We start from the raw sequence: 23,999 nt of genomic DNA on the forward strand, positions 1-23,999 counted from the left end.
CATCGCGCGCGTCCGCCCGCGCCCGGTCGCGCTGTCGTCGCGGCGCGCGTCGCCGCTCAACGCAGCCCGCTGACGCTGTCGCCCGTCACCAGTTCGTAGCGCAAACCGAGCGTGCGTCGCTCGCGCGGCTTCTTGTCGGCGTCGCTAACCGCGGGCTTCGATGGAACAACGAACTTACGCTTCACCTGCAACCTCCCTGGCTACGCTCACATCGTCGAACGGCAGGACAAGATCGCCGACGATCTGCCCCTGCTCGTGTCCCTTGCCCGCGATCAGCACGATATCGTCCGCCCCGGCCTGGCTGATCGCCAGCCGGATCGCGCCGCGCCGGTCGCCGTGCTCGATCGCGCTGGGTGCACCTTTCAGGATATCGGCGCGGATCGCGGCGGATTGCTCGCTACGCGGGTTATCGTCGGTGACGATCGCGACATCGGCCAGCGCCGCGGCGACCGCGCCCATCGGCTCGCGCTTGCCCTGGTCGCGGTCGCCGCCGGCGCCGAACACCAGGATCAGCCGTCCCGTGACATGCGGGCGCAGCGCGGCGATCGCTGCCTCGAGCGCGTCGGGCGTGTGCGCGTAATCGACATAGACCGGCGCGCCGCTCGCAGTAATGACGGCGCGCTCCAGCCGGCCCCTGACGGGCTGCAATCGCGCGAGCCCGGCAATTGTCTGCGCGACATCGCCGCCGGTCGCGATCACCAGCCCCGCCGCGACCAACGCGTTCGCCGCCTGATACGCGCCGATCAGCGGCAGCGTCACGCGATGCTCGCGGCCGTCGGCGGCGATCACCAGCCCCTGCCCAAGCAGCGTCGGATCACGCGATACGAGGCGCAGTTCGTCGCCATGCTCGCCCACCGTCAGCAGCCGGTTGCGCCGCTGCCGCGCCAGATCGATCACGCGGTCGGACTGCGGATCGTCAGCCCAGACAACCGCCGTCCCGTCGGGCGCGAGCACCTCCGAGAACAGCCGCAGCTTGGCGGTAAAATACGCCGCCATGTCGCCGTGATAGTCGAGGTGGTCGCGGCTCAAATTGGTGAACGCCGCCGCCGATACGCGCAGCCCCTCGGTGCGATATTGAGTCAGTCCGTGGCTCGATGCCTCGAAAGCAAGGTGAGTCACGCCCTCGCGCGCAAGACCAGCGACGTTCGACAGGAAGGTGACGACGTCCGGCGTCGTCAGCCCGGTCGTCACGCGCTCGTCGCTGGTGGTGACGCCCAGCGTGCCGATAGACGCCGCGTGCTGCCCCGCCATGTTCCACAATTGCCGCGTCAGCTCGACGGTGGAGGTCTTGCCGTTGGTCCCCGTCACCGCGACGCACGTCGCTGGAAATGGCGCGAAGAACTGCGCAGCAAGGTCGGCGAAACGCGCGCGCGGATTGTCCGAGACGATATGCACTGCGCCCTCGACCGTCGCGCCACGCCGCGCGACCACCGCCACTGCGCCGGCAGCAATCGCGGCGGGAATGAAGTCCTCGCCGTTGACGCGCGCGCCCTCGAACGCGCCGAAGATCGTTCCCGGCGCCACCTTGCGGTGATCGATCGCGAAGCCGGTGACGCTCGCGTCCGCGTCGCCGCCGATCAGCGCGCCGAGCTTCATTCGCCCTCGACCTTCTTGTCGCCCGGCGCGTGCCACAGCAGCCCCTGCAGGTCGCGCATGTCGATGTCGCGCTGCGCATCGGGGATCACGCCCAGCATCGCACCGGTGCGGCTGATCACGCGGCTGACGACGGGGGCGGCGGTATAGGCGGCGGTCGTCTGAAACGAATTCGCCTCCACCCGCTTCGGGCTGTCCATCATCGTCAGCACCACGTAACGCGGCGCATCCATCGGAAAGGCGGCGGCGAAGGTGGACACGTTGCGGTTGCGCGCATAGCCGCCGGCCTCGGCGGCTTCGGCGGTGCCCGTCTTGCCACCGACGCGATAGCCCGGCGCCTCCGCCTTGCGCCCCGTGCCGTCGGTCACGATCAGCCGCAGCAGCTGACGTAGCCGCACGCTGGTCGTCTCCTTGATCACGCGCCGGCCCTTGGGCGCATGGCCTGGCGCCACCTTCAACAGCGTCGTCGGGCGCCAGATCCCGCCGTTGACCAGCGTCGCATAAGCGTTGGCGAGGTGCAGCGGCGTCACCGCGATGCCGTGGCCGTAGGCGGTCGTCATCACCGTGGTGCGCGCCCAGTAATGCGGCCACAACGGACGGCCCTTCTCGATCAGCTCGATATCCGGCTTGGTATCGAAGCCCATCTTGCGGAACATCGCCTGCATCCGCGCCGCGCCGATCTCGTCGGCGATCCGCGCGGTGGCGATATTGGACGAGTGGATCAGCGTCTCGGGGATGTTGAGCCAGCGGTTCTGCGCGTGATCGTCCTTGATCTTGAACCGGCCCACCTGCAACGGCGCGGTCGCATCGAAGCGGCGCGACATGTCGGTCACGACGCCGGTGTCGATCGCGGTCGCCATCGCGATCGGCTTGAACGCCGATCCCAGCTCATACACGCTTTGCGTCACCGTGTTGCGCAGCTGCTCGCTGCCCGCCATCCCGACGCGATTGGGGTTGAACAGCGGCAGCGACACCATCGAGATCACCTCGCCGGTGTCGACGTCGAGCACCACGCCCGCCGCGGCGCGCGCCTGCATCTCCGCCATCGCGCGGCCGAGCTCGCTCTCCATCGCCGCCTGGACACGACTGTCGATCGACAGCGCCACCGGCGTCCCCGACAGCGCCGGATTGGTCAGCCGCTCGTCGAGCGCGCGCTCCATCCCCAGACGGCCGTGCACCGTCGGGTCCTTCTGCGTCGTGCCGATATAGCCCAGCACGTGCGCCGCCATCGTCGATTGCGGGTAGAGCCGCTGTGTCTCGCGTTCGAACACGATGCCCGGCTCGCCGATCGCGTTCACCGCCTGCACCAGCGCGGGCGAGGCGCGACGGTTGAGGTAGGTGAAATTCACCGGCCGAGTGATCATGCGATAGAAATAGGCCTGATCGCCCGTATCGGGCATCAGGTCCGCCAGCCGCTTGGCGATCTCGTTGCGGTCGCCCAGCAGTTTCGCCGGGTGCACCCCGATCGTCCAGGCATCGATCGTGCGCGCCAGCTGCTGGCCGTTGCGATCGACGATATCGCCGCGCGGCGCGGTCGCAATCGCTGCCACCCGCCGCGGCCCGGCGTCGAGCGCCAGCATCGCCAGCCGCCCAACGATCAGCAGCACGCCCGCCCCGAACAGCAGCATCAGCATCATCAGCCGCTGGTGCTGCGTCGCGAGCAGCGCCTGGCGCTGCTCGTTGGCGCGCATCGGGCGCGCGGCCTGCCGGGCGGCGAGCGTGCTCAACGAAGGCGGCTCGTCTCGGAGCGCGCACCGCTCAGCAGATCACCCAGCGTCGTGTCGCTCAGCAGCGACTTGTCGAGCATCGCGACCGCGCGCGCCTTGCGGATCGAGGCGGCGGGCGGCGCGCTCACCATCGCCACCGCCTTGATCGCACCTACGTGGCCGAGCTGCTCCTGTGCGCGCGGCTGCGTCACCGGCATCGCGACGCGCACGCTGATCGGGCGCGCTGCGGGCGCGCGCACGGCGACTTTCACCAGCGTAGCGGGCGCGGCGGCCGGCGCCTCGTCGATCACGGCGGGTGCGGTCGGCACGACGTCGCCGAGCCGCGACGGCACGATCAGCTGTGCGGTGCGCACGTCGCCCTCACCCGCGCCGAAGCCCGGTTGCCCGGGGCGGAAGCTGATCGCCGCCAGCTGCCCCTCGTCGCGCACGAACTGGCCGGCGGTCGGCGCGACCAGCGCCAGCGTGTCGCCGTTCCACCGCTCGAGCTGCGCCAGGTTGGCGCGCACATCGAACTCGGTCTCTAGCGCGCGGATGTCACGCTCGGCCGCGCTGATCTTGGCATCCACCTGCGCCAGTCGCTTGCGCTCGGCCGCCACCTGCAGGCTGACGAGATAGAAGCTCAGCGACACGATCACCACGCCGCCGAACCACCCAAGTCCCTTCAATCGATACGCCGCCGTCATTTACTCGTCTCCACTCGCCGGCCCGCCCGCCATGCCTGCTTGTCTGTCGTCGCCCCGCCACGCCGACGCTTCGGTGCGCCGCGCGGTCCGCAAGGTCGCGGAGCGTGCGCGCGGATTGCGCGCCAGCTCCGCCGCGCCCGCGCGCACCGCGCGGGCCGTGATTTCGAACGTTGCCGCGCGTGCCGCGACCGCTGCCGGGCGATGCCGCGATCCCGCCGGCGTCGCGCCGCTCCGCTCGCGCAGGAAGCGCTTCACCATGCGATCCTCCAGCGAGTGGAAGCTCACCACCGCCAGCCGTCCGCCGGGCGCCAGCATGCGCTCGGCCGCCTCCAGACCCGCGGCCAGCTCCTCCAGCTCGCGGTTCACATGGATACGGATCGCCTGGAACGCGCGCGTCGCCGGATCCTTCTTGTCGTGCGGCCGGTGCCCCAACGCCTTGCGCACGACGCGCGCCAGCTCGCCCGTCGTCGCCAGCGGCCGCGCGGCGACGATCGCGCGCGCCACGCGGCGCGACTTGGGCTCGTCGCCGTAGCGCCACAGCACGTCGGCGATCTCGGCCTCGTCGGCGGTGTTAAGAAAATCCGCCGCGCTCTCGCCCGCCTGGCTCATGCGCATGTCGAGCGGGCCATCCTGTTGGAACGAGAAGCCGCGCGCCGCCTGGTCGAGATGCATCGACGACACGCCGATATCCATCGTCACGCCGTCGACCGAATCGACGCCGATCGCCGCGAGCTCGCGATCGAGTCGCGAGAATTCGGCGGGGACGAGCGTCAGCCCCGCCTCGGCAGCCTCAAGCGCGCGCCCATTGACGATCGCGTCGGGATCGCGATCGAACGCGAACACGCGCGCGCCGCGGGCAAGCAGCGCGCGCGTATAGCCGCCGGCGCCGAACGTCGCATCGACCATCGTCTCGCCCGCCGCCGGCGCCAGCGCCTCGACCACCTCGTCGAGCAGGACGGGGATGTGCAGGGCTTCGGGGACCGCAGCTTCGGGAGCGGGCGCGCTCACAGCGTGATTCCCTTGTCGCGGCACATGATCATGGCGTGCCGCTTCACCATCTCGTCGACGCCGTCGTGCGCCACCAGCGCGCGCGGATCCCAGATCATGAAGCTCTCGTAATCGCCCAGGAAGAAGGCGATGTCGCTGATCCCGGCAAGTTCGCGCTCGGCCGCGGGCAGGATGAAGCGGCCGCTGCCGTCGAACGGCACGGGCTCGACCGAGGCGCCGCGCATGCGCGGCGCATAATAGGCGGCCGATCCGATCGCCGCATTGGCCTCGGCCTGGCGCTGGATCAGCTGCGACTTGGCGAAATCGAGATAGCCGCGATCGTGCGCGATCAGGCAGGGGAAATCGGGATGGACGCCGACCAGTACGGTGCCGCCATCCTTACCGTCGGGGCGCGGCGCATTCTGCGCCAGCGCGGCGCGCAGGGTGTTTGGAATGGCGACGCGGCCCTTGTCATCGACAAGGCCAACCCCCTTTCCAAGATAGTCCACCCGTTCCGACACGCCCACCTCGCACAAGGCGCGCAAGACTTCCCCGTTCCGAGAAGCAGTTCCCACTGCACCCGGTTGCCGCCCTCGACAAAAAACAGTGGTCCTGCCCCTCTGTCCGTTGATTGGTATCAACAGACGTCGGGGATGAAAAGGGAAATTCGGGGAGAACCGGGGAAACGACGTCAGTCTGGAGGGAAAGCGTTGCACCCCTGCGACAGCGCGTCGCCACGTTCTATTTTCGTTCTATTTGAAGGAGCGTCGGATTGCACCGGATTCGACCGACTCACCGCACCGTCCCCGAATTTCCCCGACGCTGCCCAGCCCGTCACGCGCTTCATCGCGCGGGCTCCTTCGCGGCGTTCGATTCGGCGGCACTGGGGGCGACGCCCAGTTCGGCGAGCGGCTCGTTCGCGGGGTCGGCGGCTTGCGCCGAATTGGCGATGGTCATGTTGGCGACGACGGCCGCCTGCGGCGCGCCCGCGGCGGTGATCGGCCGCTCGCGATTGGCAGCGCTGAAGATAGCGCTCGCGAGGCCGATCAGAAGGACGACCGCGGCAAGGCCGACCATGCCGACCTTAACGCGCTGCATCGTCTGGCTGGGTGGTGCGACAGACTTCATTTTGCCGCGCATCGTTAACGGGTCGTCGCAGCTTTGTCGAATGCGCGGTCAGTCACGGGCGGGCGCCAGTCCCTTGGCGGCGCGCCATGTCGGATTGTAGAGGCTCGAAAGGTAGCGAAAACCCGTGTCGCATAGGATCGTCGCGACGCGTTTGCCCGGCCCGAGATGCTCGGCCAGCCGAACCGCGCCGGCGACGTTGATGCCCGATGACAGGCCAAGGCACAGTCCCTCCTCCTTGAGGAGTCGGTCGACCCAAACGAGACCCTCGTCGTCCGAAATACGGAACTGCGTATCGATCGGGGCGCCTTCGAGATTGCCGGTGATCCGTCCCTGCCCGATCCCCTCGGCAACCGACGATCCCTCGCTCTTCAACTCGCCGTTGGCGTAATAGTTGAACAGCGCCGCTCCGTGCGGGTCGCTGAGCGCAATCGTGATCCGCTCGTCCTTCTCCTTCAGTCCCAGCCCGACGCCCGCGATGGTCCCGCCGGTTCCCGCGGCGCAGGTAAAGCCGTCGATCCGCCCGTCCATCTGGTTCCAGATCTCCTCCGCGGTGCCGACGATATGCGCGCGGCGATTGGCGATATTGTCGAACTGGTTGGCCCAGATCGCACCCGGCGTCTCCTCGGCGATGCGGCGCGACTGATGAACGAAATGGCACGGGCTCGAATAGGGAGCAGCGGGTACCGTCACCAACTCGGCGCCGAGCGCGACCAGCGTGTCCATCTTCTCCTTCGATTGCGTGTCGGGCATCACGATGATCGTACGATAGCCCTTGGCATTGGCGACCAGCGCCAGCCCGATCCCGGTATTCCCGGCGGTCCCTTCGACGATCGTCCCGCCCGGCTGCAATGCCCCGCGGGCTTCGGCATCCTCGACGATGAACAGCGCCGCGCGATCCTTCACGCTCGCGCCGGGATTGGCGAACTCGCACTTGCCGAAAATGTCGCAGCCTGTTGCCTCGCTGGGCCCCTTCAGCCGGACGAGCGGAGTGTGGCCGATGAGCGAGAGCGTGTCGTTGGCGATATGCATCGCACCTAGATGGCGCGCAGGCCGCCGGGCGGCAACCGCCGACGGCCTTTGTTGGCGGATAGTGCAGCGCATGGTAGAACAGCTAGCAATGGAGGTAGAATGGTTAGCCAGCTCAATATAAAGAGCGAAGAAGCCCGCAAGCTGGCGCTCGATCTCGCACGGCTCACTGGCAGGAGCGTGACAGAGGTCGTGGTCGACGCGTTGCGCAAACAGCTCGTGGAAGCACGGCGCGTTTCCGCTGCCGACCGCGATCATGCCGAGGCGCGGACGCGTGATTTTGAAGCCCTGATCAAAGGCGCGCGCCAACTGTGGCACCCGGCCGCGCTGACGCAGGATCACGGCGACGTCCTCTATGATGCGGGCGGCCTGCCACGGTGATCGTCGACACATCAGTATTGATATGTCTGCTGCGCGAAGAGCCGGATCATGGCCGCTTTGTTCACGCACTTGCCGAGTCCGCCGACGAAATCACGATATCGGCCGCGAATTATCTCGAAACTGCAATCGTTATAGATGCTAACAACAATCCAGCGCTTAGCGAGCGCTTCGATGCCGTGATCGAATTCTGGCACATCGCAGTCGCACCCGTCACCCCCGAGCAGGCGCGGCTCGCGCGCACCGCCTATCGCCAGTTCGGTAAGGGGCGCCATCCCGCCGCGCTCAACTTCGGCGATTGCTTCGCCTACGCGCTCGCCAAGGAAACCGGCCGCCCACTGCTCTACAAAGGCGCCGATTTCACCCGGACCGACGTCACACCTGCCGCGTGACCCTCAAGGCCTCCTTCCCCCCGGTCGCCCGCGCCGACGCGCGCGTGCTGATCCTCGGCAGCCTGCCGGGGGACCGCAGCCTCGCGCAGCAGCGCTATTACGCGCATCCGCAGAACCAGTTCTGGCACCTACTCGCCCCGATCGTAGGGCAAGATCTGCCGGCGCTATCGTACGACGATCGCCTCGCGGCGCTGATCGCCGCACGCATCGCGCTGTGGGACGTCGTCGCCACTGCGCGGCGCACCGGCAGCAGCGACGCCGCGATCCGCGACGCTGCCGCCAATGATCTGCCCGCGCTGCTCGCCCGCCTGCCCGATCTGCGCGCGGTGGCGTTCAATGGTGGCAGCGCGCTGGCGATCGGCCGGCCGCTTGTCGCCGATCGACCGGTCGCGATCCTCGCGCTCCCCTCGTCGAGCCCGCTGCACACGATCGGCCGCGTTGCCAAGCAACCCGCCTGGAACGCAATTGTCGACTATCTCGCCTAGTCCAGCCGCAATGCCGCGGGCCTGCGACGCCTAACCGCGCGCCGGTATCTTCAACCCGCGCTGCACCGCCGGCCGCGCAAGCCCGCGCTCCAGCCACGCCGCGACGTTGCGATGCTGGTCGAACCCTACGAGCGCCCCCGCCTCGTAGAAATTGACCAGCCCGTTGACCCAGCCCAGCATCGAAATGTCGGCGATGCTATAGTCGTCCCCCATGAACCACGCCCGCCCGTCGAGCGCCGTGTCCATCACGCCAAGCAGCCGCTTGGTCTCGTCGGCGTAGCGCTGCAGCGGGCGCTTGTCCTCCCACTCCTTGCCCGCGAACTTGTGGAAGAAGCCGAGCTGGCCGAACATCGGCCCGACGCCGCCCATCTGGAACATCACCCACTGCACGGTTTGCCAGCGGCGCGCGGCATCCGCCGGCAGAAAGCGCCCCGTCTTCTCGGCGAGATACAGCAGGATCGCCCCGCTCTCGAACAACGCCAGCGGCGCGCCGTCCGGCCCGTCGGGATCGAGGATCGCGGGAATCTTGCCATTGGGATTGAGCGATAGGAATTCAGGCGATTTCTGATCGTTGATGGCAAAATCGATCAGATGCGCGTCGTACGACAGACCCGTCTCCTCAAGCATGATCGACACCTTGACGCCATTGGGCGTCGGCAAACCGTAATATTGTAGACGATCGGCATGTTGTGGCGCCCAGCGCCGCGTGATCGCATAAGTCGAAAGATCCGCCACCCTCTATCTCCAATGATTGTTCATCTTCTATTCATTCACTGTGCGACGAACCAATCTTCTGCAATCTCGATCCGACGGCCACTCCATTCACCGGGCCGAGGAGCCGATCCATCGCGCGCCACTTGCAAGGAACCCTGCTGCTGGACCCTCGTTGCCTATGTGATGCAACAACGAGGAGTTTTTATGTACCGTTACGCATTCGTCCTGCTGGCTGCGACGCCGCTCGCCGCACATGCGCAGACTGCCGCACCGGCTCCCGAGGCGGCAACCCAGGCAGCCCCGGCGACGGGCGCAGCACCCGCAGCCGCCACTGGCGCCGCACCGACCGTCGGTGCCACGATCTATGACGCGCAGGGCGGTGTCGTCGGCACGATCGCGTCGACCGACGGCACCAACGCCGTCGTCGATACCGGCACCAACAAAGCCGCCGTGCCGCTGACGTCGTTCGGCACCAGCCCCAAGGGTCCGACACTCGGCATGACCAAGGCGGAGCTTGACGCCGCCGCCGGCCAGGCGACCGCGCAGGCGACCGCCGACTTCAAGTCGAAGCTCGTTGCCGGCACCACCGTCTACGGCACCGGCGGCGCGTCGCTCGGCACGATCAAGACCATAGACGCGCAGTTCGTGACGCTGACGACGCCGAAGGGCGACGCGAAGATCCCGGTCGGCTCGTTCGGCCCGGGCGCGCAGGGCGTCACCATCGGGATGACGGCGGCGCAGCTTCAGGCTGCGATGGGCGGCAAGTAACGCGAATCTGCGGATCGCGAGGCAGGGCGGCACAGCGTGCCGCCCTGCATTTGCCTTGAGCAAGATCAGCTTCGCTACCGATGCCTACCGCAATCGTTATGCAATACGCGCGTCAAGCGCCGAGGCATCCGCCCTCGACAAATTTGTTGCTTCTCAGCGCTTTTATCGGGAGTTACTCACAGCTCGTGTTGCCCCCGTTTCGCCTTACGCACGCTTAAGTGACAACGACCGCGACCTGAGCGCGACCCCGGGCGCAACGCCGCGTTCAGCCCTTCTCGAGCTCGGAGCCGCGCTTCAGCACCTTGCCGCCGTCGTCCTGCGACACCTCATACGCTGGATTGTCCTTGGTCCCGTTCTTAACGACCTTGGATCCCTTGATCGTCCGCTGCACGCGCCGCTCGAACTTCTCCTCGACTTTGCCGTGCGCCTTGCCGTTGCCCCACGACCACGAGACCTTGTCACCCTTCTTGAAGCTGTTCGCCATTCATCGCCTCCTGTTGGAACAATGAACAACGCGGGCAACCCCGCGGGGCTGCACGCCGCCGCGCAGAATCGGCAAGGTGACGCTCAATCAGGCGACTTCCTTCGCCGCCTCCAGCGCCGCGCGCACCGCGGCGATTGCGTCGGCCGCCTTGGCGCCATCCGGCCCGCCGCCCTGCGCCATGTCGGGCCGGCCGCCGCCGCCCTGACCGCCGACCGCCGCCACCGCGCGCTTGACGAGCTCCACCGCGCTCCACGTTGCAACCAGATCGTCGGTCACGCCAACGGCGACGGTCGCGCGACCGTCGTTCACGGCCACCAGCGTGGCGACACCCGATCCGATCCGCGTCTTCGCCTCGTCCACGGCGCCGCGCAGCCCCTTGGCCTCGAAGCCGTCGAGCACCTGTGCGACGAACGCCACGCCGCCCACCGTCTCCGGCCCGGTCGGCGCCGCGCCGCCGCCCCCGCCAAGCGCCAGCGCCTTCTTCGCCTCCGCCAGTTCGCGCTCCAGCCGCCGCCGCTCGTCGAGCAGCGCAGCGACACGCCCTGGCACCTCGTCAGGCGTCGTCTTCAGTGTCGCCGCCGCCTCGCGCAGCTTCTCGTCGCGCGCTGACAGGTACGCCCGCGCCGCCTCGCCGGTCAGCGCCTCAACGCGCCGCACGCCGGACGAGACCGCGCTCTCGCCGACCACCTTGAACAGCCCGATATCGCCGAGCGCGTTGACGTGGGTGCCGCCGCACAGCTCGACCGAATAGGTCTTGCCATCTTCGTCCGCGCCCATCGACACGACGCGCACCTCGTCACCGTATTTCTCGCCGAACAGCGCCATCGCGCCCATCGCGATCGCGTCGTCCGGGGTCATCAGCAGCGTCGTCACCGCGCCGTTCTGTCGGATCTTCGCGTTCACCGCCGCTTCGGCATCGGCAAGCTCGGCCGCGCTCATCGCGCTCGAATGGCTCACGTCGAAGCGCAGCCGGTCGGGCGCCACCAGCGAGCCCTTCTGCGCGACATGCGTGCCCAGCCGCTGGCGCAGCGCCTCGTGCAGCAGGTGGGTGGCCGAATGGTTGGCGCGGATCGCCGCGCGCCGCGCGACGTCGATCACTAGCTTCACTGTATCGCCGACCTTCACCTCGCCGGCGTCGATCGTCGCGTGGTGCACCCATAGCTTGCCAAGCTGCTTCGACGTCTCGGCGACCGTCGCGGCGAGCCCGGCGTCGCTGCCGATTGTCCCGGCATCGCCCACCTGGCCGCCGCTCTCTCCGTAGAACGGCGTCTGGTTGACGATCACGTCGACCTGATCGCCAGCGACCGCCTTCTGCACCCGCGCTCCGTCCTTCACCAGCGCCAGTACCACGCCCTCGCCGGTATCGTTGGCGTAGCCGGTGAACTCGGTCGTCCCGATCTCCTCGACCAGATCGAACCACAGATCGTCGGACGCCTTCGCGCCCGATCCCTTCCACGCGGCACGCGCGGCGCGCTTCTGCTCCGCCATCGCCGCGTCGAAGCCAGCGCGATCGACGCCGAACGATTGCGCGCGCAGCGCGTCCTCGGTCAGGTCATAGGGGAAACCGAACGTGTCGTAGAGCTTGAACGCCGTCTCGCCGGGCAGCACGTCGCCCGGCCGCATCCCGCCGGTCGCCTCATCGAGCAGCTTCAGCCCCTTGTCGAGCGTCTGGCGGAAGCGCGTTTCTTCCTGTTGCAGCGTCGCCTCGATCAGCGGCTGCGCGCGCAGCAGTTCGGGATAGGCTGCGCCCATTTCGGCGACCAGCGCCGGGACCAGCCGGTGCATCAGCGGCTCCTTCGCGCCCAAGAGGTGCGCGTGGCGCATCGCGCGCCGCATGATCCGCCGCAGCACGTAACCGCGTCCGTCGTTCGCGGGCAGCACACCATCCGCCACCAGGAAGCCCGAAGTGCGCAGGTGATCGGCGATCACGCGGTGGCTCGCCTGATTGTCGCCCGTCGTCGCGGTATGCGTCAGCGCGCCCGACGCGGCGATCAGTGCCTTGAACGTGTCGGTATCATAATTGTCGTGGACGCCCTGCATCACCGCCGCGATCCGCTCCAGCCCCATGCCGGTGTCGATCGACGGGCGCGGCAGATCGCCGACGATGCTGTCCGCCTCCTGCACGAACTGCATGAAGACGAGGTTCCAGATCTCGACGAAGCGGTCGCCGTCCTCGTCCGGGCTGCCCGGCGGTCCACCTGCGATATGCTCGCCATGATCGTAGAAGATCTCGCTGCACGGCCCGCATGGGCCGTCGCTGCCCATCGCCCAGAAATTGTCCTTGGTCGGGATACGGATGATGCGATGGTCGGGCAGCCCGGCGATCTTCTGCCACAGCTCGAATGCCTGATCGTCGGTGTGATAGACGGTCGCGGTCAGCTTGTCGGCCGGCAGCCCCCATTCCTTGGTCAGCAGCGTCCACGCGTGTGTGATCGCCTGTTCCTTGAAATAATCGCCGAACGAAAAATTGCCGAGCATCTCGAAGAAGGTGTGATGCCGCGCGGTATAGCCGACATTGTCGAGATCGTTGTGCTTGCCGCCCGCGCGCACGCACTTCTGCGACGAGGTCGCGGTCGAGTACGGCCGGCTTTCCAGTCCGGTGAATACGTTCTTGAACGGCACCATGCCCGCATTGACGAACATCAGCGTCGGATCGTTCTGCGGCACCAGCGGCGCCGATGGCACGATCGTGTGGCCGTTCGATCCGAAGTAATCGAGGAAGCTGCGGCGGATGTCGTTCGTCGAGGTCATGGCTGTGCGACTTAATCGCCCGATCGCACGCTGACTAGCGCCCTCCTGCGTGCGTCAGGCGGCCTGCAACGGGACGCTCGCGGCTCCGTTCGCGGCCGAACCCTCCAGCGCCGCGGCGACACCCGCCTCGGTCAGTCCGAAGTCGCCCAGCGCATAGCGGTGGCGCGCCAGCCTGTTATGCTGCGGCCGCTCGAGATAGCGCGCCATGCGTTCCTCGACGGTAACGGTCAGCGGCACGCCGAGCAGGCGATAGACGCGGCGGATCTCGCCGCGCCAGTCGCCGCCGACCGCCTCGAACCCGACGTCGATCTGCGCCACGTCCGCTGCGCGGCGCGCCCTCGCAGTTCGTTCCTGCCGCAGCACGATCTTGCGCAGCCACTCGCGCCCGATCCAGTGCGGATCGACGGTGTCGCTCTGCGTGCGCATCTGGCTGTATACCAGCGACGCTGACGACGCGACCGTCTCGCTCACCGGCCGGTCGAGGCAGATCAGCCGCGCGTCGGGGAAGACGTCGATCACCGCCGCTAGATCCTGCGTGAACTGCGGCAGCTTCAACACCATCGGGCGATCGCCGTGGTCGCGCCGCAGCCACGCGGTGATCTGCAGCAGGCGGCGGAACTCGGCGTAGATCGGCCGCGCGTCGATTGCCTCGTTCAGCGCGGCGAAGCGCGGCACGCGCCACTGCGCCTCGAACGCCGAGCCGAAGATCGACACGTTGTGGAAACCTATCTCCTCGTCGGCCTGCGTGGTGCCGGTGGGGTGGATCGTCGCGAATTCGGGATTGAGCCACTGCGCGCAGCGCAGCCCGAACCAGCCACGCAGCCGCCGGTCGTCGATCGGTCCCAGCCGCCCGCTCGGCAGCGGGTTCCAGCTCTCGAAGAAACGCGTGTGACCGAACCGGGGGTCGCACGCGAGCAGCCGCTGCATGCGCGTACTGCCCGATCGCATCTGCCCGACGATGATGATTGGGCGGCGGATCGGCTGGGCGAGGATGTCGGGATAGCGGCGGCACCAGTCCGCCATGCGCGCCCGGTTGGCGAGCGCAGCGACGATCTGGCCGTGCGCGATGACGGTGCCGAGCGACGTTAGCGCCGCTTCCTCGCGCAGCGCATCGGTCAATACGTCGAGCCTTGCGCGCCACGCGCCGTCCGCGCCTAGGCCCCCTGCTCCCTTCTCACGCCGCGCCGCCGCGATCAGCGCGTCGCTCTCCAGGATCGGCCGCGTCGCCCAACCGCGTGCCCACGCCGTCTCGAGCAACTCGTTGGCGCGCGCCCTCCGTCGCGCGGCGGCATCGTCACCAACGCCAGGGGAAGAACGCGAGGCATCGGAAAGAAAAGAGGCCGGGGACACGGCGGTAGCTGTCATCATCGGTGAACCGCCGACGATGGCAATTCGCTCCGCACCACGGCGTCATCGCCTGCGAGAATATAACAGACGTGGATTAAGCGGGGCCGCTGCGCCAACGAGACGGCCGCCCCGATCACCTGATCGGAACGGCCGTTACAAGTCATATGTCACGCGTCAGATCAGCGATACGCTTGTGAGCTTGGGCACGCCGATTACGAGTAGCGGCAGCGCGATCGTCGCACTGGCGCCGATATTAATAGTGGTCCGTGCGACCGCGACGTTCTCGTTCCTGCGAACTTCCGCCGCCTAGACTCTCCAGAGCCTGTCTGTCACGCCTCCCGCGGCAGGCCTAAGGCCCGCCGCGCAGCGTGATGCCGCACCAGCGTTACTTAGGTTCGCCGTTCACCGTGCGCTCGCGCGTGATGACGGGCTTCTCGCCACGCTGCTTGTAGATCGTCATCGAATTCGACCGCACGTCACCGTTCGGGTTGACGTTGGTCATCGATCGCGAGCGGGCGCGCTCGTCGTCGTCGCGTGCCGTCGCGGTCGAGCGCTGGCGTGCGGTGTTGTTGGCGGTGTTGAAGCGCGCGTTGGCGTCAGTCGTGGCGGTGCCGCCGTTCGCCGCCGCGGCGTCCGCTGTGCCCGACACGCCGACGGTGCCGTCGCCGCTCGTGCCGCTGCTCGTCGTGCCTGCCGAAACGTCACCGGTCGTCGGTGAGGACGTGCCGGCGCTACTGGTGTTCGACTGGGCGCCTGCGGTGCCCGCCAGCATCAGCGCCGGCGCTAAAAGAAGAAGGGTACGCATGATGTTACTCCCGTGTGGGTCGCTCATCGATCGTAATCGTGCAGCCGTCCGCGTCGCGCTTCACGCTGATCGAGCGCGTCTTGCCGTCGGCGCTGCTGGTGCTGCTGGCCGACGATGCGCCGCTACTCGACGACGAGGCGGAGACGGAACTGCTCGAGGAATGGCTGCCCGACGATCGCGAGCTTGCCTGTGCCGTACCGGCCGCGTCGTCATCGACCATGCTGGTCTCCACGCGCCCGTCGGCGAAATAATGCGTTTGCCGGCACTGCTCGGGGGCAGCCGCGGCAAAGGCGAGGATCAGCATCGCTGACATGAGAAACGGGGGCGGGCCCACTGGGCCCGCCCCTCATCCTCAGTTCTGCGGAGTGGTCTGCGGCGTCTGGGCGTTTGCCGAGCTGTCGCCGAAGACTTCGCCGGTCGAACCGTTGCGGTCGGTCGAGCCATAGGCATCCACCGACGTGCCGCTCGACGTCGCGCCGCTGCCGGTCGCGGTGCCGCCGGCTGCTACGCCGCCGGTCGCCTTGGTGCGGTCAGTGTAGATCGAACCCGCGCCGTACGTTGACGACGAGCTGCCCGACTGGCGCTGCTCACGCTTCTGTGCGCGGTCCATCCGCTTCTGCTGACCCGAACTCATCGTGCCGCCCGAGGCGCCACCGGCAACCGAACCCTGCGGCGTCGACGCGGCCACGCCACCACCGGCGGTCGTCTGCGCCCCTGCGGTCGCGCTCAGCAGACCAGCGGCGGCAACCGTCGCGAACATGGAAGTGATACGCATTGTACTCTCCGATATTTTGGCCCTCTCACGAGGAGGACAGGCGGAGAAGCGAACGAGCGCAGCGAAGGTTCACCAGATGATGAAGAAAATTTTATTAACGAATGTTCATTTTGCAATCAGACAAGACTGCGAAAGCAAGAACAGCTGCTTCAAACATCATCGCCCGTACTGCACAATGACGCCAAAGTCATGACGCAGGCGGAACGTTATTGTCACGTGCTTTCATCACACTGGCCGCTCGATGCTAGTCGGCGGCGTGCTGAACCAGCGCGGCCCGGCGTCGCTCATCCAGAAGCAATCCTCCAGCCGCACGCCGAACTTGCCCGGCAGGTAGATCCCCGGCTCGTTCGAGAAGCACATCCCCGCCGCCAACGGCGTCGTTTCGCCGTGCACGAGGTTGATCGGTTCGTGCCCGTCCATGCCGATGCCGTGGCCGGTACGGTGCGACGTCCCCGGCAGCTTGTAGCGCGGGCCATAGCCCCAGCTCTCGTACCGCCGCCGTACGGCATCGTCGATCGATCCCGCCGGCGCGCCGATCGTCGCCGCCGCCAGCGCGATCCGCTGCCCCTGCGCCACCTGGTCCCACACCCGCCGCTGCTCGGCGGTGGCAGTTCCGTGCACCCAGGTCCGCGACACGTCGGACTGATATCCTTGGACGGTGCAGCCGCAGTCCATCAGCACCACCTGCCCCTCGCCCACCCGGTGCACCTCGCGGCTGCCGTGCGGATAGGCCGATGCCTTGCCGATCAGCGCCATCGAGAATTCGGGCTCGCCGCCCAGCCTACGCGTCGCCGCGGTCATCAGCGCGCCCACCTGCGGCCCCGTCATCCCCTTCTCGACGCGCGGGTGCAGCCAGCGATACGCCGCGATCGTCACGTCGGTCGCCTGCTGCATCAGCGCGATCTCGGCCGGTGTCTTGATCATCCGGCAGCCGCGCACCACCGGGTTGGCGGATACCAGCCGCACCTCGGGCAGCGCGCGGCGCAGGCCATCACTTGCGAAGAAGCGCACCGTCTCCTCGATCCCCACCGGCTGCCGGTCGAGTCCGCGCTCTTTCAGGAACCCCGCGATCAACCGCAGCGGATCCTCGTCCTCCTGCCACACGCGCACCGCCGCGGGGATCGCCAGCGTCTCGCGGACCGACGGTTCCTCGAAGAACGGCGTCACGATCAGCGCCTCGCCCTCGATCGGGATCAGCGCCGCGGTCAGCCGCTCGCTGCGGCTCCAGCGCACACCGGTGAAATAGGTCTGGCTCGATCCCGGCTCGATCAGCACCGCGCCTATCCCGTTCGCACGCATCAGCGCCTGCGCCCGTGCCACCCGTGCGGCGCGCTCGGCGGCGCCGATCGGCACCGCGCCCGTCGTGATGTCCGTCAACCCGGCCAGATCCGGCTCGGCGGCGCGGAGCACGCCCGTAACGGCGAGCATCGGAACGGCGGCGGCAGCGGTCAGTACGCCGCGACGAGTAGGGGTAAAGCGCATAAGGACGTTCTGGCACGGGAAGCGGGCGGCCACAAACCGCGCCGCCGGCCCGCCGCAGATCGCACGCCAGGGACTGGCGTCGCTTCACCTATCGCATCGGCAGCCACGCATCGCGAAGAGGTTTTGAGACGCGGCCGCAGCCCCCCCGCCATCGGTGCCCCGGCAACCCGTCGCACCCCACGCCGGCGGCTCGGATCGTCCGCCGGGCTTGACCTTCGCGCCTCAATCCCGTTCACCTTGCGTCGACCATCCCGCACCCGTTCGCTCCCGAGCCTGAACGGAAAGCCGGGGCAGCAATCCGGGAGCATCCATGGCCAAGCGGCTGACGTTATTCATCCTCATCGGGCTTGCCGCGGGCATCGTGCTCGGCCTGTCGCTCAACGCCTCGATCGATGACGGATCGCCGGCCGCCGCCGCACGCCTGTCCGAAATCGCCGGCTATTTCTCGATCATCACCGCGGTGTTCCTGCGGCTGATCAAGATGATCATCGCCCCGCTCGTCTTCGCCACGCTGGTCGCCGGCATCGCGCACATGGGCGATACCACCGCGCTCGGCCGCATCGGCGGGCGGGCGCTCGGCTGGTTCGTCGGCGCCAGCCTCGTCAGCCTCTCGCTCGGCCTCGTGTTGGTGAACCTGTTCCAGCCCGGCGTCGGGCTCGATTTCCCGATCCCCCCCGTCACCGCGGGCAGCGGCGTCGAACAGGCCGCGTTCAACCTCAAGGATTTCGTCACCCACGTCTTCCCCGCCTCGGGGATCGAGGCGATGGCGAAGAACGAGATCCTGCAGATCGTCATCTTCTCGATCTTCATCGGCGTCGCGATCACCGCGGTGGGCGAAAAGGCCGCCCCGCTGGTGCGCGGGATCGAGGCTTTGGTGCAGGTGATGCTCGTCGTCACCAACTACGTCATGCGCATGGCACCGATCGCGGTGTTCGCCGCGGTGACGGGCACGCTGGCGGAGCGCGGACCGTCGATCATCGGCAACCTCGCCTATTTCATGGGCACCTTCTACGTCGGCATCATCCTGTTGTGGCTGCTGCTGATCGCCGTCTGCTACGCGATCGTCGGCCGCCGCACGACGCTGCTCGTGCGCTATATCCGCGAACCCTTGTTGCTCGCCTTCTCCACCGCCTCTTCGGAAGCCGCTTACCCGCGTACGCTCGAGGCGCTCGACAAGTTCGGCGTGCCGCCGCGCATTGCCAGCTTCGTGCTGCCGTTGGGCTACAGCTTCAATCTCGACGGCTCGATGATCTACATGACCTTCGCGACGATCTTCATCGCGCAGGCCTATGGCATCGATCTCAGCCTCGGGCAGGAAATCACGATGCTGCTGGTACTGATGATCACCAGCAAGGGGATAGCCGGCGTGCCCCGCGCCAGCCTCGTGGTGATCGCCGCGACGCTCGGGTTCTTCAACATCCCCGAAGCCGGGCTGCTGCTGATCATCGGCATCGACCATTTCCTCGACATGGGACGCAGCGCCACCAACGTCGTCGGCAATGCGGTGGCGAGCGCGGTCATCGCCAAGTGGGAAGGCCAGCTCGATCCGCTCGAGCCCGATGCCATCCCCGATCCCCGCGCCCCCGCCGGCCACGGTCCTGCGCACCCCACCCAAAGCTTCGCCGAGACGCCGGCGCTTGGCGGCGATCGGCCCGCCTGATCCGACAGTGTTGGCGCGCGCCCGTCATCCCGACGATCGCGCGCCGCGCTTCTCACAATGGTGAACATGCGATCCCGCCAAATAGCGCGCTTCACAAAGCATGGTCAGAGCGCGGTATGTGGGAAGCTGGCACAGTCATCGCGCCCATCGACGTACGACTACGCAAGACCGCGCAGGATCGCACCCGACCATAGCTCGCTCAACGCGCACGATCGGATCATGACACCCGCTCGTGAGATTCAGCGTTCCCTCGCAATCACGATGCGCCGGGCGATCGCGCCGGACAACGGGCGCTTGCTCGCATAATCCTATCGCTAACCTGCGTCCGACGAGCGAGCGCCGCGATAGCGTTAGGCCATCTGCAATCGCGCTCGATCGCGCCAAACGCTTCCGACGAAGACGCGTCGCCGCGCCCTGATGAGGCAAGCGCGGCACTTACGTCTAACTATTCATGAGGCCGCCGGACCGCACCGCGCAACAGCGGCGCCGCAAGTCCGACCGTATGGCATCGCCTGCCAAAACCACGACGGGGCATCACGCGTAGGCGTAAGGCCCGCCCTTGCGCAGCGCCGTCTGATACGCCGGCCGCGCATGCACCTTGTCAAGCCATGCAATCGTCGCCGGGCGCGACGCGTCGAGCCCGCCCCGACTGCGCGCCGCCTCCAGCGGGAAGCTCATCATGATGTCTGCCGCCGTCATGTTCTCGCCGGTGAACCACGGCCGCGTCGCCAGATGCGCTTCGACGAAGTCAAGGTGCGTGTCGATCATCGGCTGCACGCGCTTGATCGCGCTCTTGCCGAACAGCGGCACCCGGCCGAGAACCAGCTTCAGCAGCAGCGGGGGCATCATCGATCCTTCCGCGTAATGCAGCCAATAGCGGTAATCGAGCGCGCCGGCGCGCTTCGCCGGCGCGCCGAGCCGCCCATCCGCCTTGTCGACCAGATATTCGACGATCGCGCCCGTCTCCGCGACCACCCGCCCGCGCCCGTCGACCTGATCGTCACTGTCCTCGATCACCGGCGACTTGCCCAACGGGTGCACGCGCTTCAGCTCGGGCGGCGCCAGCATCGTCTTCTTGTTCCGCTCGTAGCGCTTGATCTCATACGGCAGCCCCAGCTCCTCGAGCATCCACAGGACGCGCTGCGACCGGCTATTCTCGAGATGGTGAACGATGATCATCGCGAACGTCTCCTCGCCCGCGTGGTGCCGGGCGTACGCCCCGCCCTAGCCGCGCGGCGTCGCCGAACGCCAGCATGAAGCACTAAGCAGCCCGCCAGCGGCCAGAACGATCAGCCACCGCGTCGCTGCTTGCCCAGCGCAAACCGACAGGCTTACCCCCGCTATGGCTCGCAAAAGTCGAGTTACACTGCGGCCGGCCAAGACGGGGACAACAAGCCAATCGCCTGCCCAAGCCTTACCCCCCGCTAGCAATCGGCCGGGTCAACTTACCCTATCGCCCGCCAACGCCTAAACGACGCGCCGATCGCCCGCCTCACGCCCGCGCTGTGACGATCCACGCCGCCGCCGGGAAGTCGAGCACCTCGCCCTGCACGTGCGTCGCCAGATGCGCGCGCAGCCGCTGCGTCAGCGCCGGCCGGTCAGCCTCGCTCGCCGCGGCGAACACCTTCGATACCGGTCCGATCCGGCGATAGAAGTCCGCGCCGTCGCTCGCCGCATCGAGCCCCTCGCCCGCCCGGTAACGATAGTCCGCCGCCGCGATACTGACGTCGCCGAAGCCCGCCCCGGTAAGCAGGTCGACGATCGTCGCGCGCTCGGCAAATGCGAACGGCCCCGGCGCATAGCCGCGCGGCGGATCGAGCCTGCCGCCCAGCGCCGCAATCGTCTCCGCCGCCCACGGGTTCTCCGCAGCGGCGCGGAAGCACGAGAAGACGAGCGCGGCGCCCGGCGTCATCGCCGCGCGGATGCCGGCAAAGGCCGAGCGCGGATCGTCAAAGAACATCACCCCGTGGCGCGAGACGGCGAGGTCGTAGCGCGGCGTGTCCCCCAACGCCGCCGGCACCGCTCCAACGTCGAACGTGACGTTACTCGCCTCCTGCTCGGCCGCGCGCTCGCGCGCGACGTCGATCAACGCCGGCGACAGATCGTACCCGTCGATCGCGAGGTGCGGACGCGCTGATGCCAACGACAGGCTCGTCACCCCCGCCCCGCATCCCAAGTCAACCGCGCGGCCGCTCGCCGGCGCCACCTTCAGGATAGCTGCGTCGAGCAGCCGCGACAGGTCGGCGAAGCTTCGATCGGTCCGCCGCCACTCCGCCGCCCACACATCACCCACGCGCGTCTGCCATTCGGGTGCGGTGGTCATGCGTCGACTCCTTTAGGCTGATGCAGGCACGATAAGCGATCGCGTACCGTGGCGATAGGATCAGCCGGACAATGCCGCACGACTCCATCACTCGGACCGGACGCAACCCGCCAGTCGCCTAGATCGACAATCCGGAAGCCGGCGCGCATCGCGCGATCCCGAAAGCGTCAGGCGGGTCCTCGACACAGTCCTACGACGCCGGATTTGCGCGCGGTCGCGGACGAAATGTTTGAGGTCCTGCCCCGCCCCACGCACAAAGATCGCGGAGCGAACACGCCACTGCCAGGATAGCCGCGACAAGTAGTCGAGGGATTTCGCACGGCTTACGGACATCGTAACGCCGCCCCAACTTTCCGACGCCCAGCTATTCCTCGCCGCAATGATTAGTGCGCACTCCCTGCCTTCTGGGCGCGAACCAGACCTGCTCCTGCGCAGTCAATCGTCCGCACGATATCGAACAAACCAATCATCGGAAGCGAACGAGCCCCGGCCCGGGCGCCCTAGTCACGGTCCCGGAGCGGATCGGCAGAACAGACTAGATAGGCGCCCGCCATAGCCGGCGGCCAGCCGGGGAAGGTCAGCGCGAATAGCTTCACCTTAGGTAACCGTGTCCGAACACCCACCCGATCCCAGCTCACCATGCCGGATGCCGGATGCCGGATGCCCGATGCCCGATGCCCGATGCCCGATGCCCGATGCCCGATGCCCGATGCCCGATGCCCGATGCCCGATGCCCGATGCCCGATGCCCGATGCGACCCCAGCGGAGCCTGAAAGGCAAGACTGAATTGTCAGGGGAAACATAAGGGAGCGAGGCGCCCGCTTCGCACCGTCGCGGCTTCACCTGTCGCGCAGGCTTCGAGCAAATGAAAAGGGCCGGTCGCGCGCGGCGACCGGCCCCATTTCATGTAACGCCGGGCAGCGCCGCCTCAGACGTCGTCGTCGTCGCTAGGACCAGCCATCAGCTCCTCGCCGAGCCCTTCCTGGCGCCCGCGGATCTGCTTCTCGAGCCGCTCGGCAACCTCGACGTTCTCGCGCAGGTAGTTCTTCGAATTTTCGCGCCCCTGGCCGATACGGATCGAATCGTAGCTGAACCACGATCCCGATTTCTCGACCAGGCCGGCCTTGACGCCGAGATCGATGATCTCGCCCAGCTTGGAGATGCCCTCGCCGAACATGATGTCGAACTCGACCTGCTTGAACGGCGGCGCAACCTTGTTCTTCACCACCTTGACGCGCGTCTGGTTGCCGGTCGCCTCCTCGCGATCCTTGACCGAGCCGATGCGCCGCACGTCGAGACGGACCGAGGCGTAGAACTTGAGCGCATTGCCGCCCGTCGTCGTCTCGGGGCTGCCGTACATCACGCCGATCTTCATGCGGATCTGGTTGATGAAGATGACGAGGCAGTTCGAACGGCTGATCGTGCCGGTCAGCTTGCGCAGCGCCTGGCTCATCAGTCGCGCCTGCAGGCCGACGTGGCTGTCGCCCATCTCGCCCTCGATCTCGGCACGCGGCACCAGCGCGGCCACCGAATCAACCACCAGCACGTCGATCGCGTTCGATCGCACCAGCGTGTCGACGATCTCGAGCGCCTGCTCGCCGGTGTCGGGCTGCGACACGATCAGATCGTCGATGTTGACGCCGAGTTTCTTGGCATAAGCCGGGTCGAGCGCGTGCTCGGCATCGACGAACGCCGCCATGCCGCCGGCCTTCTGCGATTCGGCGATCGCGTGCAGCGCCAGCGTCGTCTTGCCCGACGATTCTGGGCCGAAGATCTCGACGATCCGCCCCTTGGGCAGCCCGCCGACACCGAGCGCGATGTCGAGCCCGAGGCTGCCGGTCGACACGACCTCGACCTTCATCGCCTCCTTCTGCCCGAGCTTCATCGCCGAGCCCTTGCCGAAGGCGCGATCGATCTGCGCGAGGGCGGCGTCGAGCGCCTTTTGACGGTCCGCGCTCTGACGGTCTGCGGTCGGGCTAGCCATGTTAGCTGGTATCACCTTGAGATTGGCGGCCATGAAGAGCCCTTTCGCTAGAGCATGCGCGCGAACCATTCAACGCGGCAACCAGCATGTATTACGTTTGTTCTCATGGAACAAGTGGCGAACATGCGTTTTTTCGCTTGATCGCTCAGCCTCGTTCGCCACACCGGAAATTGCAACGAGTGCGGTATCGCATCGACACCGACCGGTGCTAGCGGCGCCGGATGTTGCATGACGAACAGGCGCGCGCCGAGAGCGTCGCCTCGGTTCTCGCTTCTAGAGCATACCCCTGATTGTCGTTTCGGGGCTGGCTTTACACTCTTGTTCGAGCCTGCGCCTTCCACCGAGCGGGGCGCAGCGAAAGGAATGGATCGCACTCGCGATCTTCGACGTCGCGCAGGCGCGACTGAAAGGCGCCCAGAGCGTCGCCGCGTCGACCCTCGCCGACGATTGCCGCGTCGTTTACAGCGGCTGGGGCGAGCATCGGATAAGCGACGTCGCCGGCTCGAC

At 67.4% G+C, this 23,999-nt stretch carries 24 protein-coding genes; 6 read left to right on the forward strand and 18 right to left on the reverse strand.

The window, feature by feature from the left end:
• Positions 1-56: 56 nt before the first annotated feature.
• The 8 genes from B7L05_RS17635 to B7L05_RS01970 all read right to left on the reverse strand — a co-directional run bounded on the left by B7L05_RS17635 (position 57) and on the right by B7L05_RS01970 (position 7,147).
• On the reverse strand, positions 57-185 hold the full coding sequence (locus B7L05_RS17635) for a hypothetical protein (protein WP_256926567.1): 129 nt from the start codon (positions 183-185) through the stop codon (positions 57-59).
• Entirely contained in the window at positions 175-1,596 is a 1,422-nt protein-coding gene (locus B7L05_RS01940) for a UDP-N-acetylmuramoyl-L-alanyl-D-glutamate--2,6-diaminopimelate ligase (protein WP_085808550.1), read from the reverse strand. The genes B7L05_RS17635 and B7L05_RS01940 overlap by 11 nt, the downstream gene beginning before the upstream one ends.
• A complete protein-coding gene (locus tag B7L05_RS01945) occupies positions 1,593-3,320 on the reverse strand; it encodes a peptidoglycan D,D-transpeptidase FtsI family protein (RefSeq protein WP_375601240.1) in 1,728 nt (575 codons plus the stop codon). The genes B7L05_RS01940 and B7L05_RS01945 overlap by 4 nt, the downstream gene beginning before the upstream one ends.
• Positions 3,317-4,003: a hypothetical protein gene (locus B7L05_RS01950; protein WP_085808551.1), complete on the reverse strand. Its 687-nt coding sequence runs from the start codon at positions 4,001-4,003 to the stop codon at positions 3,317-3,319. Before B7L05_RS01950 ends, B7L05_RS01945 begins: the two co-directional genes overlap by 4 nt.
• On the reverse strand, positions 4,004-5,011 hold the full coding sequence (gene rsmH, locus B7L05_RS01955) for a 16S rRNA (cytosine(1402)-N(4))-methyltransferase RsmH (RefSeq protein ID WP_085808552.1): 1,008 nt from the start codon (positions 5,009-5,011) through the stop codon (positions 4,004-4,006).
• Positions 5,008-5,511 (reverse strand): division/cell wall cluster transcriptional repressor MraZ, encoded by a 504-nt coding sequence (locus B7L05_RS01960; RefSeq protein ID WP_085809044.1) that lies wholly within the window; start codon positions 5,509-5,511, stop codon positions 5,008-5,010. Before B7L05_RS01960 ends, rsmH begins: the two co-directional genes overlap by 4 nt.
• A gap of 322 nt (positions 5,512-5,833) precedes the next feature.
• Positions 5,834-6,118: a hypothetical protein gene (locus tag B7L05_RS01965; RefSeq protein ID WP_085809045.1), complete on the reverse strand. Its 285-nt coding sequence runs from the start codon at positions 6,116-6,118 to the stop codon at positions 5,834-5,836.
• 48 nt (positions 6,119-6,166) lie between these two features.
• The gene (locus tag B7L05_RS01970) at positions 6,167-7,147 is read right to left on the reverse strand and encodes a cysteine synthase A (RefSeq protein ID WP_085808553.1); all 981 of its coding nucleotides are present in this window, start codon (positions 7,145-7,147) and stop codon (positions 6,167-6,169) included.
• Between the two features lie 99 nt (positions 7,148-7,246).
• Here B7L05_RS01970 and B7L05_RS01975 point away from each other — a divergent pair, with 99 nt between their 5' ends.
• Genes B7L05_RS01975 through B7L05_RS01985 form a run of 3 tightly spaced genes read left to right on the forward strand, consistent with a single transcriptional unit; the run spans position 7,247 to position 8,399 of the window.
• A complete protein-coding gene (locus tag B7L05_RS01975) occupies positions 7,247-7,525 on the forward strand; it encodes a type II toxin-antitoxin system VapB family antitoxin (protein WP_179187094.1) in 279 nt (92 codons plus the stop codon).
• Positions 7,522-7,914 carry a type II toxin-antitoxin system VapC family toxin gene (locus B7L05_RS01980; RefSeq protein WP_085808555.1) on the forward strand — a complete coding sequence of 131 codons (393 nt, stop codon included), beginning with the start codon at positions 7,522-7,524 and terminating at the stop codon, positions 7,912-7,914. Before B7L05_RS01975 ends, B7L05_RS01980 begins: the two co-directional genes overlap by 4 nt.
• A complete protein-coding gene (locus B7L05_RS01985) occupies positions 7,911-8,399 on the forward strand; it encodes a DNA-deoxyinosine glycosylase (RefSeq protein WP_085808556.1) in 489 nt (162 codons plus the stop codon). The genes B7L05_RS01980 and B7L05_RS01985 overlap by 4 nt, the downstream gene beginning before the upstream one ends.
• Before the next feature lie 30 nt (positions 8,400-8,429).
• On the opposite strand, the gene B7L05_RS01990 is transcribed toward B7L05_RS01985, so the two are convergent.
• Complete coding sequence (locus B7L05_RS01990; RefSeq protein WP_085808557.1) at positions 8,430-9,134, reverse strand: glutathione S-transferase N-terminal domain-containing protein; 705 nt, start codon at positions 9,132-9,134, stop codon at positions 8,430-8,432.
• 183 nt (positions 9,135-9,317) lie between these two features.
• Here B7L05_RS01990 and B7L05_RS01995 point away from each other — a divergent pair, with 183 nt between their 5' ends.
• Positions 9,318-9,881 (forward strand): hypothetical protein, encoded by a 564-nt coding sequence (locus B7L05_RS01995; protein ID WP_256926568.1) that lies wholly within the window; start codon positions 9,318-9,320, stop codon positions 9,879-9,881.
• A gap of 265 nt (positions 9,882-10,146) precedes the next feature.
• Here the strand turns inward: B7L05_RS01995 and B7L05_RS02000 are convergent, their stop codons facing one another.
• The 4 genes from B7L05_RS02000 to B7L05_RS02015 all read right to left on the reverse strand — a co-directional run bounded on the left by B7L05_RS02000 (position 10,147) and on the right by B7L05_RS02015 (position 15,268).
• Positions 10,147-10,365 carry a DUF2945 domain-containing protein gene (locus tag B7L05_RS02000; protein ID WP_085808558.1) on the reverse strand — a complete coding sequence of 73 codons (219 nt, stop codon included), beginning with the start codon at positions 10,363-10,365 and terminating at the stop codon, positions 10,147-10,149.
• Between the two features lie 87 nt (positions 10,366-10,452).
• Positions 10,453-13,116 (reverse strand): alanine--tRNA ligase, encoded by a 2,664-nt coding sequence (alaS, locus tag B7L05_RS02005; protein ID WP_085808559.1) that lies wholly within the window; start codon positions 13,114-13,116, stop codon positions 10,453-10,455.
• A 54-nt stretch (positions 13,117-13,170) separates the two neighbouring features.
• Entirely contained in the window at positions 13,171-14,373 is a 1,203-nt protein-coding gene (locus tag B7L05_RS02010) for a sulfotransferase (RefSeq protein WP_218775981.1), read from the reverse strand.
• A 475-nt stretch (positions 14,374-14,848) separates the two neighbouring features.
• Positions 14,849-15,268 (reverse strand): hypothetical protein, encoded by a 420-nt coding sequence (locus tag B7L05_RS02015; RefSeq protein ID WP_085808561.1) that lies wholly within the window; start codon positions 15,266-15,268, stop codon positions 14,849-14,851.
• Positions 15,269-15,306: 38 nt separating this feature from the next.
• On the opposite strand from B7L05_RS02015, the gene B7L05_RS02020 reads away from it, so the two are divergent.
• Positions 15,307-15,519, forward strand: a complete 213-nt coding sequence (locus B7L05_RS02020) for a hypothetical protein (RefSeq protein WP_144037084.1) — start codon at positions 15,307-15,309, stop codon at positions 15,517-15,519.
• Between the two features lie 101 nt (positions 15,520-15,620).
• Here the strand turns inward: B7L05_RS02020 and B7L05_RS02025 are convergent, their stop codons facing one another.
• Together B7L05_RS02025 and B7L05_RS02030 are read right to left on the reverse strand one after the other, a co-directional pair.
• Positions 15,621-16,043 (reverse strand): hypothetical protein, encoded by a 423-nt coding sequence (locus B7L05_RS02025; RefSeq protein WP_144037085.1) that lies wholly within the window; start codon positions 16,041-16,043, stop codon positions 15,621-15,623.
• Positions 16,044-16,268: 225 nt separating this feature from the next.
• Positions 16,269-17,525 carry a Xaa-Pro peptidase family protein gene (locus B7L05_RS02030; RefSeq protein WP_085808564.1) on the reverse strand — a complete coding sequence of 419 codons (1,257 nt, stop codon included), beginning with the start codon at positions 17,523-17,525 and terminating at the stop codon, positions 16,269-16,271.
• A gap of 310 nt (positions 17,526-17,835) precedes the next feature.
• Between B7L05_RS02030 and B7L05_RS02035 the strand changes: the two genes are divergently transcribed.
• Complete coding sequence (locus B7L05_RS02035; protein ID WP_085808565.1) at positions 17,836-19,185, forward strand: dicarboxylate/amino acid:cation symporter; 1,350 nt, start codon at positions 17,836-17,838, stop codon at positions 19,183-19,185.
• Positions 19,186-19,719: 534 nt separating this feature from the next.
• On the opposite strand, the gene B7L05_RS02040 is transcribed toward B7L05_RS02035, so the two are convergent.
• The 3 genes from B7L05_RS02040 to recA all read right to left on the reverse strand — a co-directional run bounded on the left by B7L05_RS02040 (position 19,720) and on the right by recA (position 23,525).
• Positions 19,720-20,364, reverse strand: a complete 645-nt coding sequence (locus B7L05_RS02040; protein ID WP_085808566.1) for a glutathione S-transferase family protein — start codon at positions 20,362-20,364, stop codon at positions 19,720-19,722.
• 313 nt (positions 20,365-20,677) lie between these two features.
• Positions 20,678-21,508 carry a trans-aconitate 2-methyltransferase gene (locus B7L05_RS02045; RefSeq protein WP_085808567.1) on the reverse strand — a complete coding sequence of 277 codons (831 nt, stop codon included), beginning with the start codon at positions 21,506-21,508 and terminating at the stop codon, positions 20,678-20,680.
• Between the two features lie 928 nt (positions 21,509-22,436).
• Entirely contained in the window at positions 22,437-23,525 is a 1,089-nt protein-coding gene (recA, locus tag B7L05_RS02050; protein WP_085808568.1) for a recombinase RecA, read from the reverse strand.
• Positions 23,526-23,999 lie beyond the last annotated feature (474 nt).

The sequence above is a fragment of the Sphingomonas sp. TZW2008 genome (genome assembly GCF_002117915.1).
GTDB lineage: Bacteria > Pseudomonadota > Alphaproteobacteria > Sphingomonadales > Sphingomonadaceae > Sphingomonas.

Coding starts and splice junctions, on each gene's coding strand:
- B7L05_RS01995 (WP_256926568.1), top strand. CDS start 9,318: ATGTACCGTTACGCATTCGTCCTGCTGGCTGCGACGCCGCTCGCCGCA.
- B7L05_RS01950 (WP_085808551.1), bottom strand. CDS start 4,003: ATGACGGCGGCGTATCGATTGAAGGGACTTGGGTGGTTCGGCGGCGTG.
- B7L05_RS02045 (WP_085808567.1), bottom strand. CDS start 21,508: ATGACCACCGCACCCGAATGGCAGACGCGCGTGGGTGATGTGTGGGCG.
- B7L05_RS02000 (WP_085808558.1), bottom strand. CDS start 10,365: ATGGCGAACAGCTTCAAGAAGGGTGACAAGGTCTCGTGGTCGTGGGGC.
- alaS (WP_085808559.1), bottom strand. CDS start 13,116: ATGACCTCGACGAACGACATCCGCCGCAGCTTCCTCGATTACTTCGGA.
- B7L05_RS01970 (WP_085808553.1), bottom strand. CDS start 7,147: ATGCATATCGCCAACGACACGCTCTCGCTCATCGGCCACACTCCGCTC.
- B7L05_RS02015 (WP_085808561.1), bottom strand. CDS start 15,268: ATGCGTACCCTTCTTCTTTTAGCGCCGGCGCTGATGCTGGCGGGCACC.
- B7L05_RS02030 (WP_085808564.1), bottom strand. CDS start 17,525: ATGCGCTTTACCCCTACTCGTCGCGGCGTACTGACCGCTGCCGCCGCC.
- B7L05_RS02035 (WP_085808565.1), top strand. CDS start 17,836: ATGGCCAAGCGGCTGACGTTATTCATCCTCATCGGGCTTGCCGCGGGC.
- B7L05_RS01975 (WP_179187094.1), top strand. CDS start 7,247: ATGGTTAGCCAGCTCAATATAAAGAGCGAAGAAGCCCGCAAGCTGGCG.
- recA (WP_085808568.1), bottom strand. CDS start 23,525: ATGGCCGCCAATCTCAAGGTGATACCAGCTAACATGGCTAGCCCGACC.
- B7L05_RS01940 (WP_085808550.1), bottom strand. CDS start 1,596: ATGAAGCTCGGCGCGCTGATCGGCGGCGACGCGGACGCGAGCGTCACC.
- B7L05_RS02025 (WP_144037085.1), bottom strand. CDS start 16,043: ATGCGTATCACTTCCATGTTCGCGACGGTTGCCGCCGCTGGTCTGCTG.
- B7L05_RS02040 (WP_085808566.1), bottom strand. CDS start 20,364: ATGATCATCGTTCACCATCTCGAGAATAGCCGGTCGCAGCGCGTCCTG.
- B7L05_RS01965 (WP_085809045.1), bottom strand. CDS start 6,118: ATGAAGTCTGTCGCACCACCCAGCCAGACGATGCAGCGCGTTAAGGTC.